General features: G+C 45.6%; 17 protein-coding genes. 12 read left to right on the top strand and 5 right to left on the bottom strand.

Annotation, left to right across the window (positions count from 1 at the left end):
• Positions 1-23: 23 nt before the first annotated feature.
• The 4 genes from L5M28_RS01745 to L5M28_RS01730 all read left to right on the top strand — a co-directional run bounded on the left by L5M28_RS01745 (position 24) and on the right by L5M28_RS01730 (position 3,633).
• Positions 24-1,712 (top strand): sensor histidine kinase, encoded by a 1,689-nt coding sequence (locus tag L5M28_RS01745; RefSeq protein WP_263202241.1) that lies wholly within the window; start codon positions 24-26, stop codon positions 1,710-1,712.
• A gap of 298 nt (positions 1,713-2,010) precedes the next feature.
• A complete protein-coding gene (locus tag L5M28_RS01740; RefSeq protein ID WP_263172739.1) occupies positions 2,011-2,421 on the top strand; it encodes a curli production assembly/transport protein CsgE in 411 nt (136 codons plus the stop codon).
• A gap of 10 nt (positions 2,422-2,431) precedes the next feature.
• Complete coding sequence (locus L5M28_RS01735) at positions 2,432-2,827, top strand: curli assembly protein CsgF (RefSeq protein WP_263202239.1); 396 nt, start codon at positions 2,432-2,434, stop codon at positions 2,825-2,827.
• Entirely contained in the window at positions 2,827-3,633 is an 807-nt protein-coding gene (locus L5M28_RS01730; RefSeq protein WP_131523188.1) for a CsgG/HfaB family protein, read from the top strand. The genes L5M28_RS01735 and L5M28_RS01730 overlap by 1 nt, the downstream gene beginning before the upstream one ends.
• Before the next feature lie 147 nt (positions 3,634-3,780).
• On the opposite strand, the gene L5M28_RS01725 is transcribed toward L5M28_RS01730, so the two are convergent.
• Together L5M28_RS01725 and L5M28_RS01720 are read right to left on the bottom strand one after the other, a co-directional pair.
• Positions 3,781-4,386, bottom strand: coding sequence for a TetR/AcrR family transcriptional regulator (locus L5M28_RS01725; protein WP_168822708.1), 606 nt, complete (start codon positions 4,384-4,386; stop codon positions 3,781-3,783).
• Between the two features lie 17 nt (positions 4,387-4,403).
• A complete protein-coding gene (locus L5M28_RS01720) occupies positions 4,404-5,828 on the bottom strand; it encodes a coniferyl aldehyde dehydrogenase (protein ID WP_263202236.1) in 1,425 nt (474 codons plus the stop codon).
• A gap of 226 nt (positions 5,829-6,054) precedes the next feature.
• Here L5M28_RS01720 and L5M28_RS01715 point away from each other — a divergent pair, with 226 nt between their 5' ends.
• The 3 genes from L5M28_RS01715 (at position 6,055) to L5M28_RS01705 (ending at position 7,587) form a co-directional block, all read left to right on the top strand.
• Positions 6,055-6,438, top strand: coding sequence for an STAS/SEC14 domain-containing protein (locus L5M28_RS01715; protein WP_028761699.1), 384 nt, complete (start codon positions 6,055-6,057; stop codon positions 6,436-6,438).
• Positions 6,439-6,546: 108 nt separating this feature from the next.
• Positions 6,547-6,978, top strand: a complete 432-nt coding sequence (locus tag L5M28_RS01710) for a universal stress protein (RefSeq protein WP_028761700.1) — start codon at positions 6,547-6,549, stop codon at positions 6,976-6,978.
• 171 nt (positions 6,979-7,149) lie between these two features.
• Positions 7,150-7,587 carry a universal stress protein gene (locus L5M28_RS01705; RefSeq protein WP_105251647.1) on the top strand — a complete coding sequence of 146 codons (438 nt, stop codon included), beginning with the start codon at positions 7,150-7,152 and terminating at the stop codon, positions 7,585-7,587.
• Positions 7,588-7,602: 15 nt separating this feature from the next.
• On the opposite strand, the gene L5M28_RS01700 is transcribed toward L5M28_RS01705, so the two are convergent.
• Positions 7,603-8,460 carry a substrate-binding periplasmic protein gene (locus L5M28_RS01700; RefSeq protein ID WP_173243155.1) on the bottom strand — a complete coding sequence of 286 codons (858 nt, stop codon included), beginning with the start codon at positions 8,458-8,460 and terminating at the stop codon, positions 7,603-7,605.
• A 151-nt stretch (positions 8,461-8,611) separates the two neighbouring features.
• The gene (locus L5M28_RS01695) at positions 8,612-9,163 is read right to left on the bottom strand and encodes a DUF924 family protein (protein ID WP_263202234.1); all 552 of its coding nucleotides are present in this window, start codon (positions 9,161-9,163) and stop codon (positions 8,612-8,614) included.
• 207 nt (positions 9,164-9,370) lie between these two features.
• Here L5M28_RS01695 and L5M28_RS01690 point away from each other — a divergent pair, with 207 nt between their 5' ends.
• From L5M28_RS01690 to L5M28_RS01670, 5 genes are all read left to right on the top strand, one after another.
• Positions 9,371-9,697: a winged helix-turn-helix domain-containing protein gene (locus tag L5M28_RS01690; RefSeq protein WP_028761704.1), complete on the top strand. Its 327-nt coding sequence runs from the start codon at positions 9,371-9,373 to the stop codon at positions 9,695-9,697.
• Between the two features lie 25 nt (positions 9,698-9,722).
• Positions 9,723-10,061 carry a carbon starvation protein CstA gene (locus tag L5M28_RS01685; RefSeq protein WP_263197270.1) on the top strand — a complete coding sequence of 113 codons (339 nt, stop codon included), beginning with the start codon at positions 9,723-9,725 and terminating at the stop codon, positions 10,059-10,061.
• A 240-nt stretch (positions 10,062-10,301) separates the two neighbouring features.
• Positions 10,302-11,591: an NCS2 family permease gene (locus L5M28_RS01680; RefSeq protein ID WP_131523194.1), complete on the top strand. Its 1,290-nt coding sequence runs from the start codon at positions 10,302-10,304 to the stop codon at positions 11,589-11,591.
• Between the two features lie 201 nt (positions 11,592-11,792).
• Positions 11,793-12,911 carry a glutamate 5-kinase gene (gene proB, locus L5M28_RS01675; protein ID WP_105251651.1) on the top strand — a complete coding sequence of 373 codons (1,119 nt, stop codon included), beginning with the start codon at positions 11,793-11,795 and terminating at the stop codon, positions 12,909-12,911.
• 12 nt (positions 12,912-12,923) lie between these two features.
• On the top strand, positions 12,924-14,201 hold the full coding sequence (locus L5M28_RS01670; protein WP_263197275.1) for a glutamate-5-semialdehyde dehydrogenase: 1,278 nt from the start codon (positions 12,924-12,926) through the stop codon (positions 14,199-14,201).
• Positions 14,202-14,305: 104 nt separating this feature from the next.
• Here L5M28_RS01670 and L5M28_RS01665 read toward each other — a convergent pair whose 3' ends face one another.
• Complete coding sequence (locus L5M28_RS01665) at positions 14,306-14,614, bottom strand: hypothetical protein (protein ID WP_219251162.1); 309 nt, start codon at positions 14,612-14,614, stop codon at positions 14,306-14,308.
• Positions 14,615-14,619 lie beyond the last annotated feature (5 nt).

Raw genomic sequence — 14,619 nt, 5'->3', positions numbered from 1 at the left:
AGGCTATCGATTAAGGAATCTGAGTGTTAATTCGAACTAAACTTATCATTTTTTCAATGGCTTGCTGCGCCTTTGGCGTCTTGCTGAGTTTTGCTTTGGTGAAGTATATCTCACCCGATGCTTCGTCTGTTGCCACGTCTAACACGATTGAAATCCCTGATGTGAATGTGCAACTCGATTTTGCAGAGCTTGAGAAAACGGTCGCCTCCATCGAACTCGCCCTTAACAATAGTGAGCAATTGCAGGAGGCTGCGGCGATGCAAGCGCACCAGAGGGCCGAGCAGATTAAGGCCGAGCTGCAAAAGCTTGAACAACTTAAACAAGAGCAGTTACAAATAAAACTCTTCAAGTTAGAACAACTTAAAGAAGGGCTGTTTAATTCTATTCCTCATGTGGTTGAGCCTTTACGTGTAGAACCGCTATCCATTTTACCGCCCAAAGCACCTGTATCTCCTGCGATATCCGCTGAGATAGCGAAGGGAGAGCGTGTCTCGAGTTTGACCTTAGGTGAAGGTTTGATCGTGTTGCTTCTCGCTTGTGCTGTCTGTGGTTTAGGTATTGCTTGGTTGACTCGACATCTCGGCCGCAGTTTAGATTCCCTTGAAGTCGGCTTGCTAAATTTTAGTGATAATGACTTTAGTGTGAGTATTCCTGAACATGGCGAAGGTCAGCTCAAAACCTTAGCGCAGTTATTTAACCATAGCGCTGCTAAATTGCGCCAAGAAAGGCAGTACATTTACCAGCGGGAGTTATTACTGGATAAGGTGATTCAAAGTTCTCCCAATGTGATGTTGTTACTGGACGATCATCAGCGGCTCATTTACGCCAATGATGCGGCGCGTCACCTATTCCATAAAAAGGGCAGAATGGAAGGCTTGAGCTTAGATGAATTGCTGGTGGATTTGCCCGAAGTATTGGCCTTAGCGCTTAAACATGAAAAGAACGGACTCTTCGCCATGGGTGAAGATGATGTGGAAACTTGGTATTTAAGTCGTGGTCATTTTTTATTGAATAACCAACAGCATAACTTAATTTTGCTCAAGCAGATGACCCGCGAGCTCAATCGTCAAGAGGTGGCAGTATGGAAAAAAGTCATCCGCATTATTAGCCATGAACTCAATAACTCAGTCGCGCCCATCGCCTCTATGGTGAACTCGGGCCGACTTCTCACCAAAGATATTGATAATCCCAAGCTAACTTTGATTTTCGATACTATCGAGAATCGCACCAGTCATCTAAGCCAGTTTATCTTCAACTATGCCCGTTTTGCTAAGTTGCCGCTCCCGCAACGGCGTCAGGTAAATTGGGGGCAATTTACTGCCCAGTTAACTCAGCATTATCCCTTTAAACTCATTCATGAGTTACCTGAGGTTGATGGTTTTTTCGATCAAGGACAGATGGAGCAAGTGCTCCTCAATTTACTTAAAAACGCCCATGAATCTGGCTCAAACCCCGAGGATGTCACCCTGTCGATTCGGTATCAAACCTTAGTGGATGGTGGAGGTTTTAGTATTGTGATTGAGGATCGCGGCGCAGGTATGTCTGGTGAAGTATTAGAGCAGGCGCTACTGCCGTTTTACTCAACAAAACAATCAGGTACAGGCTTAGGTTTACCTTTGTGCCGTGAAATTATCGAAGCCCACGATGGCTGTATTAGCATGCATAATCGCAGTGACGGTGGCCTGTTGGTTCGACTATGGTTGCCACAATAATGCTCGCGTTTTGAATTAACACCGTAATGCGACTCTTAAGTCGCATTTTTATTGCTTATCTTATCCGCTTGTTTAAAGCATAACTCCTATCCTCAACTGCCTCTTGGCGTATTAGCCAAATGGGCTATTTTTGCATTTTTACCTTAGCTCTTCGGGCTAATTTACCCCTCAGCGTAATGACGGGAGATCTTTAACCCTGTTAACCTGTTTTATCGAAAATTTGCGTTAAAACTCACCTTGTTCTAACAGAGGTTAGCGCGGTTTTTAAGGTTCGATTAAAAAGGTTAAGGAGGGATAAGTGAAACAGTTAAAACAGCGTCTGCTGATCTGCGTTTTATGTCCATTCCTGCTGCTGGCTTCCCCTATCACTATTGCCGATAACGACATTGAAATTAGTGGCTTAGTAATAGATAGAACCTTGACTCGGTTTGGTAAGGACTTTGGCTTTTACTACTCAAGCTATTGGCGCGAATTGCCCTTTACCCAAGGCTTTAACGTCACTCTATATGAGACAGTGTTTCCACAGGCTGGAACCGTTTTAACCTTAGAGGTAAACGGGACTCGAATTTACACCACCCATTTTGGTCGTCGTGCAAATCCGATTAAAGAGAGCGCAGAGCAGGCGATTTTGCTTACGATTGATTATTTAGCGCAAGTCAGAGCCAATGCAATAACAGGTGATTTTTCAGGAACATCGGACGACTTTTAGGATAATAATAATGACATACAGGACGTTATTTGCTCTTGTCACGCTATGTGTGGCAAGCAGTGGCCAAGCCACTGAATTGATTTATACGCCAGTGAATCCCAGTTTTGGCGGCAATCCACAAAATGGGGCTTTCTTATTAAATAAAGCCCAAGCCCAGAATGACAATAAATCTACCTCGACCGAGAAGGACTTTGTCACCCGTTTTAAAGAATCCCTAGAGCGTAATATCATTAACTCAATCACCCGCGGTGTTGCTGATGGTGAAATTACCGATGGTGTTTACGATACAGGTGATTTTCGGATTGAAGTGGCTTCTACGGGAAATGGCGTGATGCTAACTATTACTAATACTGAAACCGGTGAAGTCACTGTAATTGAAATGCCGACATTCGGAGGAGTCAACTAATGGCCCGTCTAGTGTTAGTGGGTTTATTACTGTTAAGTGTGTCGGCCTGTAGCCTGATCTCCAAACCCGATTTAAATATCACAGCTGCCGAGGTTAACCCCTTGAGTGAGGTGATGCGTGGGTTGCAAACTCAGCCTGGACCTAAGTTTCCTATCCCTGTGGCCGTGTATTCCTTTCGCGATCAAACTGGCCAATATAAGCCGCAGGCTAACGTGAGTTCGTTTTCGACCGCGGTTACTCAGGGCGCAACATCGATGTTGATGCAGACTTTGCTCGACTCTAAATGGTTTACACCTGTTGAGCGTGAAGGGCTACAAAATTTGCTTACCGAGCGTAAGATCAGCAACAAACAGAGCGGTACTAAGGGCGATGAAGTGCCCGTATTATCCACCGCCAGATTGTTACTCGAAGGTGGGGTGATTAGTTATGAGACCAACACTAGCACAGGCGGTAGCGGTGTCGAATACTACGGCATTGGCGCCTCTGAAATGTACCGTGAAGATCTGGTGACCATTTATCTACGCGCCGTGGATGTACACACAGGTAAAGTCATGATGTCGGTCTCAACCAGCAAACGTGTTTTATCCCAAGAAATGCGTGCGGGCTTGTTCCGTTACACGAGTTTAAATCGACTCGCTGAGGCTGAAGTCGGTTTTACTACCAATGAGCCAGTGCAATTTTGCGTGTTACAAGCCATTGAATTGGCGGTCGCTGAGCTGATTGATAAGGGTATCAAACAAGGTTACTGGAGCCCAACTCAAGTGGCGCAGCCAGCAGAAAAAGCCCAGGAGTTGAGTCAGGGATAGGTGCTTGAAAGTCGGTATTAGATGCTAGAGCAAAGCAGACTTCTGCTTTAGCACTTAGTCGCGATAGCGTAAAAGAAAACCGAGCCAGTTAAGCTGACTCGGTTTTTTATTGCGGTTATTGCAGCAGTCAGTTGATATTTGGCTATTTTAGTCCGCTTGCATGGCCTTCCAAAACAGTTCAAAACTGGCATCGCGGTATGTTCTATCTGTCCCCAAGTGCGGATTATCGATAAAGAATCGGGTTGCAGCTAGATATTGGCCGTGGCAGTTTTCTAGCATCAATTCCACTGGATAATGGGCGATTAGCCCCATCATTTGTCCCTGCTTAATGAGTTCGCTAATAAAGCCTAAGATGCTATTCATCGCTTGATCGCGCACCTTAGCTGCAATCATGGGTGACATTGAATATTGCTGAAAAAACAGTTGTTTGACAGGGTTATCCAGCGACCAGTCTATCGCACTTTGCCATAGTTGTAGGGCATTGTGTTTAAGATCGCTGCCCTTATGGGTGTTTAACAGTAAGGCATCGGCAAATTCTTGTTTTATGTTAAGAAACAAAGATTCCATCAAGGCTTCCTTAGAAGGGAAGTGATGGAACAAGGTGCCCGTTGCTACACCTGCTTGTTTCGCAATCGAGGCGGTAGACGTGCCATGAAATCCTTGGCTGACAAAGAGCGCTAAAGCAGTATCGAGAATAGCTTGGCGTTTATCTGTCATGGTTTTAATGGGTTGTGCTGTTGATGGTTTATTCAAGATTTATCCCCCAATGACTAGCGCAAAAATAGCTTCATTAAGATGCGCTGGATAAAAGTGCCGTAGGGCGGGTGAACAAATTTGCCTGTGTTGAATCGGCCACGGCTGAGTACCGTTTTAGCGTGGCTGAAGGTCAAAAAGCCTTCCTTGCCATGGTAATGCCCCATGCCCGACGGGCCTATTCCGCCGAAGGGCGCATCGTCGGCGGCGACATGAAACACGGTTTCATTGATACAAACACCGCCAGAATGGGTCTGCTGGAGGATCTTTTGCTGAGTTGGCTCATCGAAACTCATCACATAAAGCGCTAAGGGTCTGGCTCTGTGGTTGATGTACTGAATCGCTTCATCTAAGGAGTCGTAGCCAATGATCGGCAGTAATGGACCAAAGATTTCCTCTTGCATCAATAGCATGTCTTCACTGGTGTGAGTTATCAACTGAGTTGCGAGTTTACGATGTTGGCTATCTATGGCTTCGTCAGTTGCTGAAATAACACGGGCACCTTTTACTTTGGCGTCTTCGAGCACTGTCATCAAGCGGTCAAACTGACGTGTATTAATGATGCTGCCATAGTCCTTATTGTGGTTAATGGTGCCGTACATGGCCTTAAACTTAGCTTGGTAGGCGGCGATAAAGTCATCCACCTTGGCTTTAGGGCAAAGCACATAATCAGGTGCGACACAGATTTGCCCGGCATTCAAACACTTACCGTAAATCATTCGTTCTACTGCTATCTCAAGCTGCATATCGGGGGCGATAATCACAGGGGATTTACCACCCAATTCGAGTGTTACTGGGGTGAGATTATTCGCTGCGGCGCGCATCACATGGCGGCCGACTGTGGTCGAGCCTGTAAAGAGTAAATGATCGAAGGGCAGGGCAGAAAATTGGGCTGCAATATCCGCCTCACCTTCAACAACCGCCACGTGGGATTCATCGAAGACTTGTGCCAATAACTGTTTGATCACTTGGTTGGTCGCTGGGGTAAATTCTGACATTTTGAGCATGGCATGATTACCCGCGGCAATGGCCGTCACTAGCGGGCCAATTGACAGCATGACGGGGAAATTCCACGGCACGATAATGCCGATCACCCCCAAAGGTTGATAATGCACTGTGACTTTGGCGGGTGCGAGTAAGATGCCCGCATGGCGAGCGCTGGGCTTGAGCCATTTTTTGAGGTTTTTCAAGCTGTAATTGATGTTGTTGATGACAGGCATAATGTCTGAGATCAGGCTGTCATCAATCGATCTATGGCCGTAGTCTTGGCTTAAGGCTTCGACTAAGGGTGTTTGAAATTGCAGTATGGCCGCCTTAAGTCGAGTTAATTGCTCCACTCGCGTAGCGTAATTAGGATTCGGCGCCGCTAAATAACTGCTGCGTTGGCGTTGGAGCAACTGAGTCAGTGGCGAAGTATTAAGGTGTTCGGTGGCCATATTCATAGTGGTTGCTCCAAGGGAAATGGTAGGCTGAGTCTTATTCGGTACTTTATTTAAGTAATCGTCTCGATTGAGTCTTTTATTAAATCAGTACCGACTGATTAGTCGGTTTATCCTAGCTTGCTTAGTGAGATGGTGCAAGGTATCTGGTGTATTTTTGAGCAAGATCACGGCTTGTTGTGGCGTTAGCTTTTACACTAAATCAAGGGTTGTTACATAAGGAGTATGTATGGCATTGTTAAAGCACGGAATTTCGATTGGTATTGAGCGTTATGGTGATGATGATTTTTTCGTTACCTTTAAAGCTATCGGTACCTTAACTCATCAAGACTACGAAATGATGGTGCCTGTGTTGGAGTCTGCATTAGCTGGGGTGAAAGATCCTGATATCTTCGCCTTGGTAGATGTCACCGAGTTGGAAGGCTTGGAACTACAGGCTGCTTGGGACGATCTCAAACTTGGGGTGAAGCATATTCGTCATTTCGAGAAAATAGCCATCGTCGGTAAGACGACTTTGCAGGAAGTGTTGGCTAAATTGGCAAACTGGTTTACGCCTGCTGAGGTAAGGTTTTTTGTTGATAATGGCGATGCTGTTGCTTGGCTGAGAGACTAAGGTTGTGAGATGAAGTTTGTGGTCTGCCAATGCGCTAAATCGGGCGTTATAGCAGCGCCGTAAAGATTCACCCAGCAATCCATTCGCGCCATAGAAGGAGTACAAATTATGCGTACAGGTCAAATACTCTGGCCCACAGATTTTTCGGAAACTGCGGCCCATGCACTGAGCTATGCCATTGAAATGGCTAATCTATACCATGTAGGGCTAAAAATCTTACATGTGGTTGAACAGCCGATCGGTGATGAAAACTTTATGATTCTATCTATTACCCCTGAAGAGCTTGCTAAAAGCATGGAGGAAGCGGCGGCAACTAAAATGCGAGCACTATTGGATGGATTGAATACTGAGCTTCCCATCACTACCTTGATCCGCCGTGGCGATCCTGTCTATCAAATTTTAGAAGAGGCCAACAGTAAAGACATTGGCATGGTAGTAATTGCTAGCCATGGCCGAACTGGGATTTCGCATTTTTTACACACCAATGTCTCAGAAGCGGTGGCGAATGGTGCAGCTTGTCCTGTGCTTGTGGTTAAGTAACTGGCTTTGACTCTATAAATCCAAAGGGCGCTTATAGCGTCCTTTCTTTTTGATTGATAAAGAATAATTAATTGAAATGGGTACGCAAGAAGCATAGCAAACTGCTATAAAATAGTGGTATTTTGGCCTTAATAATTAGCTTAATTAAAAACTCAAATGATGGATAAGCTTATGCGTACTCAAGAAGTGTTATGCCCTACGGATTTTTCATCCACTGCGGCCCATGCGTTAAAATATGCGGTTGAAATGGCAAATGTTTATCAAGTCGATATTCGGTTGTTGCATGTGACTAGCCCTGCCCGTGGCGCCCATTGTTATGGTATTGCGGTCGATATTCCCGCGACATTGGAAAATGAACTTAAAGCTTTCGTTGATGCAAAAATGCACAGTTTGCAGCAGGAAATGCAGCAGAACCTTACCGAAGGGCTCAATATTAAGTTAGTCGTGCGCCATGGTGATGCTATTGATGAGATTTTAGCGGAAGCCGTTGATGTGGGCATGGTGGTTATCGCTAGTCATGGTAGCAGCGGTTTAGCTGACTTTTTAAAACCCCACGTTACACAGGATATTGTTAAGTACGCTAAGTGCCCTGTGTTGGTGGTGAAATAACACTATGGGATAAGTTTAGTAGGAATCATTTTTGATCATTTTAGGTTCTGTTAACTTAGTCGACGCCTCGGCTTCATTGTCAAATGACATCAGGCGTCGATACTTTTCCTGCAGAGCCACTAAGCTACCATCTTGGGTAATTTGTTTGAGTCCCGCATTAAAATCATCCCGAATTTGTTCACTGAGAAATGCGAACTTGTATTCTGTAGGTGGGAATATTTGGTGGCAAATCGCCTGTTGTTTTAAGTCTTTTTCAGTGAGTTTTCCCTCAAGATAGGCCTGCTTTAAGTAGTATTTGAAAATATTTTTATCCATCACAACGACATCGGCCCTGCGCTTCATCAGCATATAAACCTGCTGCACTTGCCTCGCTTGTTCTTGGTAGCCGCTATTGGTCTTAACCATGTTGGCAAACTCTTCCCCCAGTAACGATGATGCACGTTGAAAGGCGACGACTTGTTTGTTGTTTAAATCGTTTATGCTATTGATGTTAAATTGATTACTCTCGAGGCTAATGGCGCAGTTTTGGTAGGTTATCGCAACGTTTGAATAAAAAACGTTGTTAATCATTCCTTCTTTGATGTTGATGATGCCATCGAGTTTACCCTCCCTGAGTTCATGGAAAGTGCGCGCCAGTGGTAAGTAGTGGATAGAAGCTGTATGGCCTTTAACGGCGAGGGCTTGGTTAAGTAATTCGAGTTCGATCCCGCTATTTGTTGCTTGGATGACATAGGGCGGGATAGACAGGCTGACGCCTATCTTAATTTCAGCCGCTTGGCCGAGCTGAGCGCCGCATAGGATGAGTAACCCCATCAATTTATAGCGGTTACGACGAGCCACTGAGCTATTTGGCTTATTGAGTTTATGCGCCATAAGTTACCAACACCTCCGCGGTATACACTTGTAACTGTGTTTGATACTCGCCAAGTCATTCCATGACTTTCTTGAGTAAGTGTAGTGTGTCTGTGAACTCAGCACGGCTTTATTTATCAAATACACATTAACGCTTTAACCTATGACAAGCTCAAAAGGATGAGCCCGGCTCAGTCAGAAAAGCAATTTCTTCCGCCGTAGACTCCCTGCCTAAGATAATATTTCTATGTGGATAGCGGCCAAACCTGTCGATAATCGCTTTATGGCGCAGTTCAAACGTTAGGTTTGTTATCGCAGCTTCGCGATTAAACAGTTTTACTGCTACTTGGTGAATGGCTGCCGATTCGCTGTGCATATAGGGCATAAATAGAAAAGGGACTTGTTTGGATTTTAGTGCGGTATCGACCCGTTGGGCAACGGCCTCTTGGGCGAGCACTAAGGCTATCGCATCGGCTTCGAATGCGGCAGGCGTATCGCGGTAAATATTACGGGAGAATTGATCGAGCACTATGATCTCCGCTAATCGGCCTTGGGGCGTGACTCGCCAATGGGAAAGCTCTCCCCGTTTGGCTTGAAATAGCACACTTTCGAAGCGCTGTTTGATCTGGGTATCAAATTCAACATCTTTAATCCACCAGAGCTTTGGGTCAATGTCTTCAAACCAAAATGTCAGTATTTGGTCTGCTGTGATTGTCTGGCTCATTTTAGCCTTTCTTCATAGGTGTTGAGTGATATTAGAAATAACAGTTGTTGGGGGAGGATGACAAGTCGTTTCGTTTGATTTAAGTGCAGATTTGTTATCTGATGATCTTGTCGCGAACCGTAAGTATTTAGCATTGGCTATTGCCTTATTGACTGAATATAAAGTAGTTTTGATGATAATTACTTTTGTTTCCAGATAGGTCATCCTATGTCACTTTCAATGCCAGCATCCCAACAGGTTTCAAAGCAAAATAAGGCGTTTCTGCGTAAGTTATATTTGGCGCATTTAATGGATGATGACCGCCATAATCTATTATCACTCAATAAGTTAACCGGAATGCCTCGCCGAACTTTACAGGATGCTATCGCAGCTTTTGAGGATATAGGTATTCGAGTCGAGTTTGTGCAGGAAGGCAGCCGTAACAATTCAGGTTATTACCGCATAGTCACCTGGGGGCCGATCAGCAGCGCTTGGGTCGATACCCATCTAAGCGAAATCGCTGAGCTGATAGGGTTTTACGAGAAGTCAATTTAAACGCTGTTTGTTACCAAGGACGAATTTGAGAACTCTTCAACTGTTAGGTTTTATTCTTGCCATCGCAGGCGTCATTTTAGGATATATAACGCTAGCATCTATTGACGGTCAAACATCTGAAGCTTCTGCTGGGGCTGCGGGTTTAGGCATGATTTTTATGGTATTACCAACCTTTGGCTGTTCTGCGTTAATGTTGGTACCTTCTTCTTTAACATTATGCAAATCAGAAGTAAGGCTACGTACCTATTTTAAAGGGAGTTTTTGGTTGAGTTTGTGGAAATTGAATTTAGTTATTTCTGCTGTATATATTCTTGCTACTCTTTATGTAGGCTGTTTATGGCTACAAATCAGCATTGGTCGTTAACGAGTGAATCATCTCGTTCATCATGTGTTCATTTTTAGGTTTAACCTTCAACGCGAGTCTCACCTGAGGATATTGCATTCGTTTGTATAGATATTTGAGCATTTTCTCTTCGTTACTCCTTTGCCAATTTTCTGGCCTGACCAGCCTAAACTCCCTATAATCGGCTGTAAATGTCATCACGTTACATAGTGTTCACATCTAAATACCCTACATACTTAAAATAAAAAGGAACCTTGTTCCATGTTAGAAAAACTGTTCAAACTGAAACAAAATCAAACGAGCCTCAAGCAGGAAGCGGTCGCAGGTTTGACAACATTTATGACTATGGCCTACATCATTTTTGTGAACCCAATGATGTTAGCCGATGCGGGCATGGACCATGGTGCTGTATTTGTGGCGACCTGTTTGGCTGCGGCTGTCGGCTGTTTGGTTATGGGGCTGATGGCGAATTATCCAATTGCGCTTGCTCCAGGTATGGGACTTAATGCCTTTTTTACCTACACAGTCGTGGGTGAAATGGGTTACAGCTGGGAGACTGCATTAGGCGCGGTGTTCCTGTCGGGAATTTGCTTTTTAATCTTGTCCTTAGTGCGTATTCGAGAATGGATTGTAAATAGTATTCCCATGTCGTTACGTATCGGTATTGCTGCAGGTATTGGTTTGTTCCTTGCACTGATTGGCCTTAAGAGCGCCGGTATTGTGGTGGCAAGTCCTGCTACGCTAGTGACCTTAGGCGATATCACGGCATTTCCGGCGGTTATGGCTGTGCTGGGTTTTTTCCTCATTATTGCTATGGTGCAGCGGGGAATGAAGTCGGCGGTGATTGCCAGCATTCTGATTATCACTGGCCTAGGATTAGTGTTTGGTGATGTGCAGTACCAGGGCATTGTATCAATGCCACCTTCAATCGCACCTACATTTATGAAGATGGATTTATCCCAAGTATTTGAAGTAACTATGCTATCAGTCGTTTTTGCCTTCTTATTTGTGGATCTCTTCGATACCTCTGGCACCTTAGTGGCGGTTGCACAGCGTGGTGGTTTTCTCGATGATAAAGGCCGTTTACCACGTCTGAATCGTGCCTTAACCGCTGACAGTTTAGCAACGATTGCAGGGGCGGCTTTTGGCACTTCCACCACGACAAGTTATATCGAAAGCACCGCGGGTGTGAGCGCAGGTGGTCGTACTGGTTTGACGGCCGTTGTGGTGGGATTACTCTTTATTGCTGCGTTATTTTTATCGCCATTGGCGGGGATGATCCCGGCTTATGCGACTGCGGGCACACTGTTTTATGTAGCGATTTTGATGATGTCGGGACTGGTGCATGTCGAATGGGAAGATTTGACTGAAGCCGCGCCTGTGGTGGTTGTGTGTATATTAATGCCGCTAACGTTTTCTATCGCGACGGGCATTGCCTTTGGGATCATCTCATATGCAGCAATCAAATTACTCACAGGTCGCTTTAGCGATCTTAATGTGGGCATTTTAGTATTAGCCGCATTGTTCGTAGCTAAGTTTGTCTATGGTTGATGCTGTCGATTAATTCACCTGCACAGTAAAAACTCGCAACGTAGATTGTTTACATTTTTGAGGGCCATCTAATCGATGGCCCTTTTTAATGCGCGATTCTAAGCAAAAACGAAAATTTATCTCGAGTTAATAACTCCTTGCTACCAATTACTCAGCGGATTAGGTATAAGGATTGTTCGGTTATTTTGTTACAAATGAATAATGAACTTAAGTGAGATTGCGTATCGCCGCGTGGTAGTGAAGTTAGGGACGAGTGTGCTGACCTCTGGCAGTAAACAGCTAGATAAAGCCCACATGGTTGAGCTTGCTCGTCAAATGGCCGCACTGATGAAGTCAGGGGTCGAAGTCGTATTATGCACCTCAGGGGCAATTGCCGCTGGGCGTGAACATCTCCAATACCCGACGCTGCCCGACACTATGGCCAATAAGCAATTGTTAGCCGCTGTCGGGCAAAGTCAGTTGATCCTCGCTTGGGCACAACTCTTTAGTATTTATGGGCTGCATGTGGGCCAATTGCTGCTGACCCGTGCCGACTTGCAGGATAGGGAGCGTTACCTTAACGCCCGCGACACGCTCAATGCCTTGTTGGCGAATAATATTGTGCCGATCATCAATGAAAACGATGCCGTTGCCACCAATGAGATCAAAGTGGGCGATAACGACAATTTATCGGCGCGCGCAGCACTCTTATGTGACGCTGACTTATTGATTTTATTGACGGATCAAAAGGGCTTATTCGATGCCGATCCGCGCACTAACCCGAACGCTAAGTTGATTTCACAGGTGGTGAAGATTGACGATAGTCTGCGTATGCTGGCGGGCGGTTCTGTATCGGGTTTAGGCACAGGTGGTATGTCGACTAAATTGGAAGCGGCGGATATTGCTCGCCGTGCTGGTATCGAAGTGGTTATCGCCTCTGGCCATCACCCAGATGTGATCAAAAAAGTGGTCGCCAAAGAGTCCGTCGGTACTCACTTTAGTGCCATCGAAAACCCGCTCGAAAGCCGCAAACAGTGGATTCTAGCGGGACCTGCAACTCAAGGTTCTTTAGTGCTTGATGCGGGCGCGGTCAAAGCCGTGACTGACAAGGGCCGCAGTCTATTGTCTAAAGGTATCGTAGGCGTTAAAGGTCAGTTTGAACGTGGTGCGACGCTACAATTAGTTGATCAACAAGGTAAAGTGATTGCTAAAGGGATGACACGATACTGTGGCCAAGCCCTGAGTTTGATTGCGGGTAAGCATTCCGACGAGATCGAGTCTGTACTCGGTTACGATTATGGTGACGCAATAGTGCACCGCAACGACATGGTTGTCTTATAAGCGAGGTCTGTTTTGAGTCAAATGAATCAAGATCAGTATTTACAGCAACTTGGCCAAAATGCCAAACAGGCCAGTTATGCTTTAGCCAATTTAACGGCGAGCCAAAAGGCTGACTTACTCGAAGCTATTGCCGATGCGCTGACGGCAAACTCCGCCGCCATTTTAGCGGCTAATGCTAAAGACGTTGCCGCCGCTAAGAACGATGGATTAACTGAGGCGATGATCGACAGACTGTTGCTCGATGATGCGCGTTTAGCGGGCATTATCGGTGATATCAGCGATGTGATCCGCCTTGCTGATCCCGTGGGTGAAGAGTTTGGCAGCAAGTTATTAGATAACGGTTTAAGGCTGACTCGTCGCCGCGTACCGCTGGGCGTGATTGGGGTTATCTACGAGGCGCGCCCGAATGTGACAGTCGATATCGCCGTACTTGCCCTTAAAACGGGTAATGCGGTGATCCTCCGTGGCGGTAAAGAAACCCTTGAATCGAATAAGCTTATCAGCGAAGTGATCCGCGGCGCGATTGTTGCCCAAGGTTTACCCATAGATGCGGTGCAATTTATTGATTCTTCAGACAGAGCCCTAGTGACAGGTTTACTTAAGCTCGATCAATATGTCGACATGATAGTGCCGCGCGGCGGTCAAGCATTGCAGCGCTTATGTGCCGAGCAAGCGACGATTCCAGTGATTTTAGGCGGCATTGGTATTTGCCACTTGTATGTCGATAAAAATGCCGACCTTGAGCGTGCCTTAGGCGTAATCGCTAATGCCAAAGTGCAGCGTCCAACGGTGTGCAATGCTCTTGATACCTTGCTGGTGGATGAGCGCGTGGCTAGCAGCTTTGTACCGCAAATTGCCGAATATCTGCATCGTCTAGGCGTGCGTTTTTCAGTTTGTGACACAAGTTTTAGTCTGCTGGATGGTTTAGGGTTCGAGGTGACGCTTGCTAAGGCTGAGGATTTTGGAATCGAATGGTTGTCGTTAACCTTAGGTATCAAAGTCGTGAGCGATATCGATGCCGCCGTTAGTCATATTCGCCAGTATTCTAGCGGCCATTCGGAGGCCATTTTGACCGATGATATTCATGCAGCGGCACACTTTATGAATGAAGTGAACTCAGCCGCCGTGTATGTGAATGCCAGTACGCGTTTTACCGATGGCGGTCAGTTTGGTCTTGGCGCTGAAGTGGCGGTGAGCACGCAAAAACTGCACGCTCGCGGTCCAATGGGGCTTGAGGCATTAACCACATATAAGTGGTTAGCTTGGGGTGATTACACTAGTCGTGTTTAGCGGTAAATACCGATAAACCCAAAGCCGTTAACCTACTACGTTGACGGCTTTTTTGTTTGCGGTATCCAACTGAATAGCGACATCAATGTGTTTGGCTAACAAGTTTAGCTGCTTATGGCGAGCGGGGTATAAGTAACAAGTAACCAGATACAGAAAAATATCGTCGACATAACGACAGTGAATTTACGAAAGGCCTTGATGTATTCCAAGGTATAAATAAAGTACTTTTCTTGTACTCTGCGAGTGAGTAAAACCGAAGGCAGCATAAAACTGCAATAGAGCATGACTACCATAGTGGTAAAACTGTTTCCCCAGAAATGCTCATAAATAAATAAGGCGATGCAGAGTAGCATGGCGCACCAACTGATAGGGCTGATGCTATTTTCTGGATTCCATTGGGTTGATTTTTCCATCTGAC

It is taken from the genome of Shewanella sp. SW32 (assembly GCF_025653365.1).
In the GTDB taxonomy this organism is placed as follows: domain Bacteria; phylum Pseudomonadota; class Gammaproteobacteria; order Enterobacterales; family Shewanellaceae; genus Shewanella; species Shewanella oncorhynchi.
The sequence above is the reverse complement of the archived record's forward strand: the minus strand, read 5'-3'. Positions and strand labels throughout refer to the sequence as shown.

What these genes read in the sequence shown, in the direction of transcription:
- L5M28_RS01690 (WP_028761704.1), top strand. Translation starts at nt 9,371, where the DNA reads ATGTCACTTTCAATGCCAGCATCCCAACAGGTTTCAAAGCAAAATAAG.
- L5M28_RS01680 (WP_131523194.1), top strand. Translation starts at nt 10,302, where the DNA reads ATGTTAGAAAAACTGTTCAAACTGAAACAAAATCAAACGAGCCTCAAG.
- L5M28_RS01715 (WP_028761699.1), top strand. Translation starts at nt 6,055, where the DNA reads ATGGCATTGTTAAAGCACGGAATTTCGATTGGTATTGAGCGTTATGGT.
- L5M28_RS01700 (WP_173243155.1), bottom strand. Translation starts at nt 8,460, where the DNA reads ATGGCGCATAAACTCAATAAGCCAAATAGCTCAGTGGCTCGTCGTAAC.
- L5M28_RS01720 (WP_263202236.1), bottom strand. Translation starts at nt 5,828, where the DNA reads ATGAATATGGCCACCGAACACCTTAATACTTCGCCACTGACTCAGTTG.
- L5M28_RS01665 (WP_219251162.1), bottom strand. Translation starts at nt 14,614, where the DNA reads ATGGAAAAATCAACCCAATGGAATCCAGAAAATAGCATCAGCCCTATC.
- L5M28_RS01705 (WP_105251647.1), top strand. Translation starts at nt 7,150, where the DNA reads ATGCGTACTCAAGAAGTGTTATGCCCTACGGATTTTTCATCCACTGCG.
- L5M28_RS01710 (WP_028761700.1), top strand. Translation starts at nt 6,547, where the DNA reads ATGCGTACAGGTCAAATACTCTGGCCCACAGATTTTTCGGAAACTGCG.
- L5M28_RS01730 (WP_131523188.1), top strand. Translation starts at nt 2,827, where the DNA reads ATGGCCCGTCTAGTGTTAGTGGGTTTATTACTGTTAAGTGTGTCGGCC.
- proB (WP_105251651.1), top strand. Translation starts at nt 11,793, where the DNA reads ATGAACTTAAGTGAGATTGCGTATCGCCGCGTGGTAGTGAAGTTAGGG.
- L5M28_RS01735 (WP_263202239.1), top strand. Translation starts at nt 2,432, where the DNA reads ATGACATACAGGACGTTATTTGCTCTTGTCACGCTATGTGTGGCAAGC.
- L5M28_RS01695 (WP_263202234.1), bottom strand. Translation starts at nt 9,163, where the DNA reads ATGAGCCAGACAATCACAGCAGACCAAATACTGACATTTTGGTTTGAA.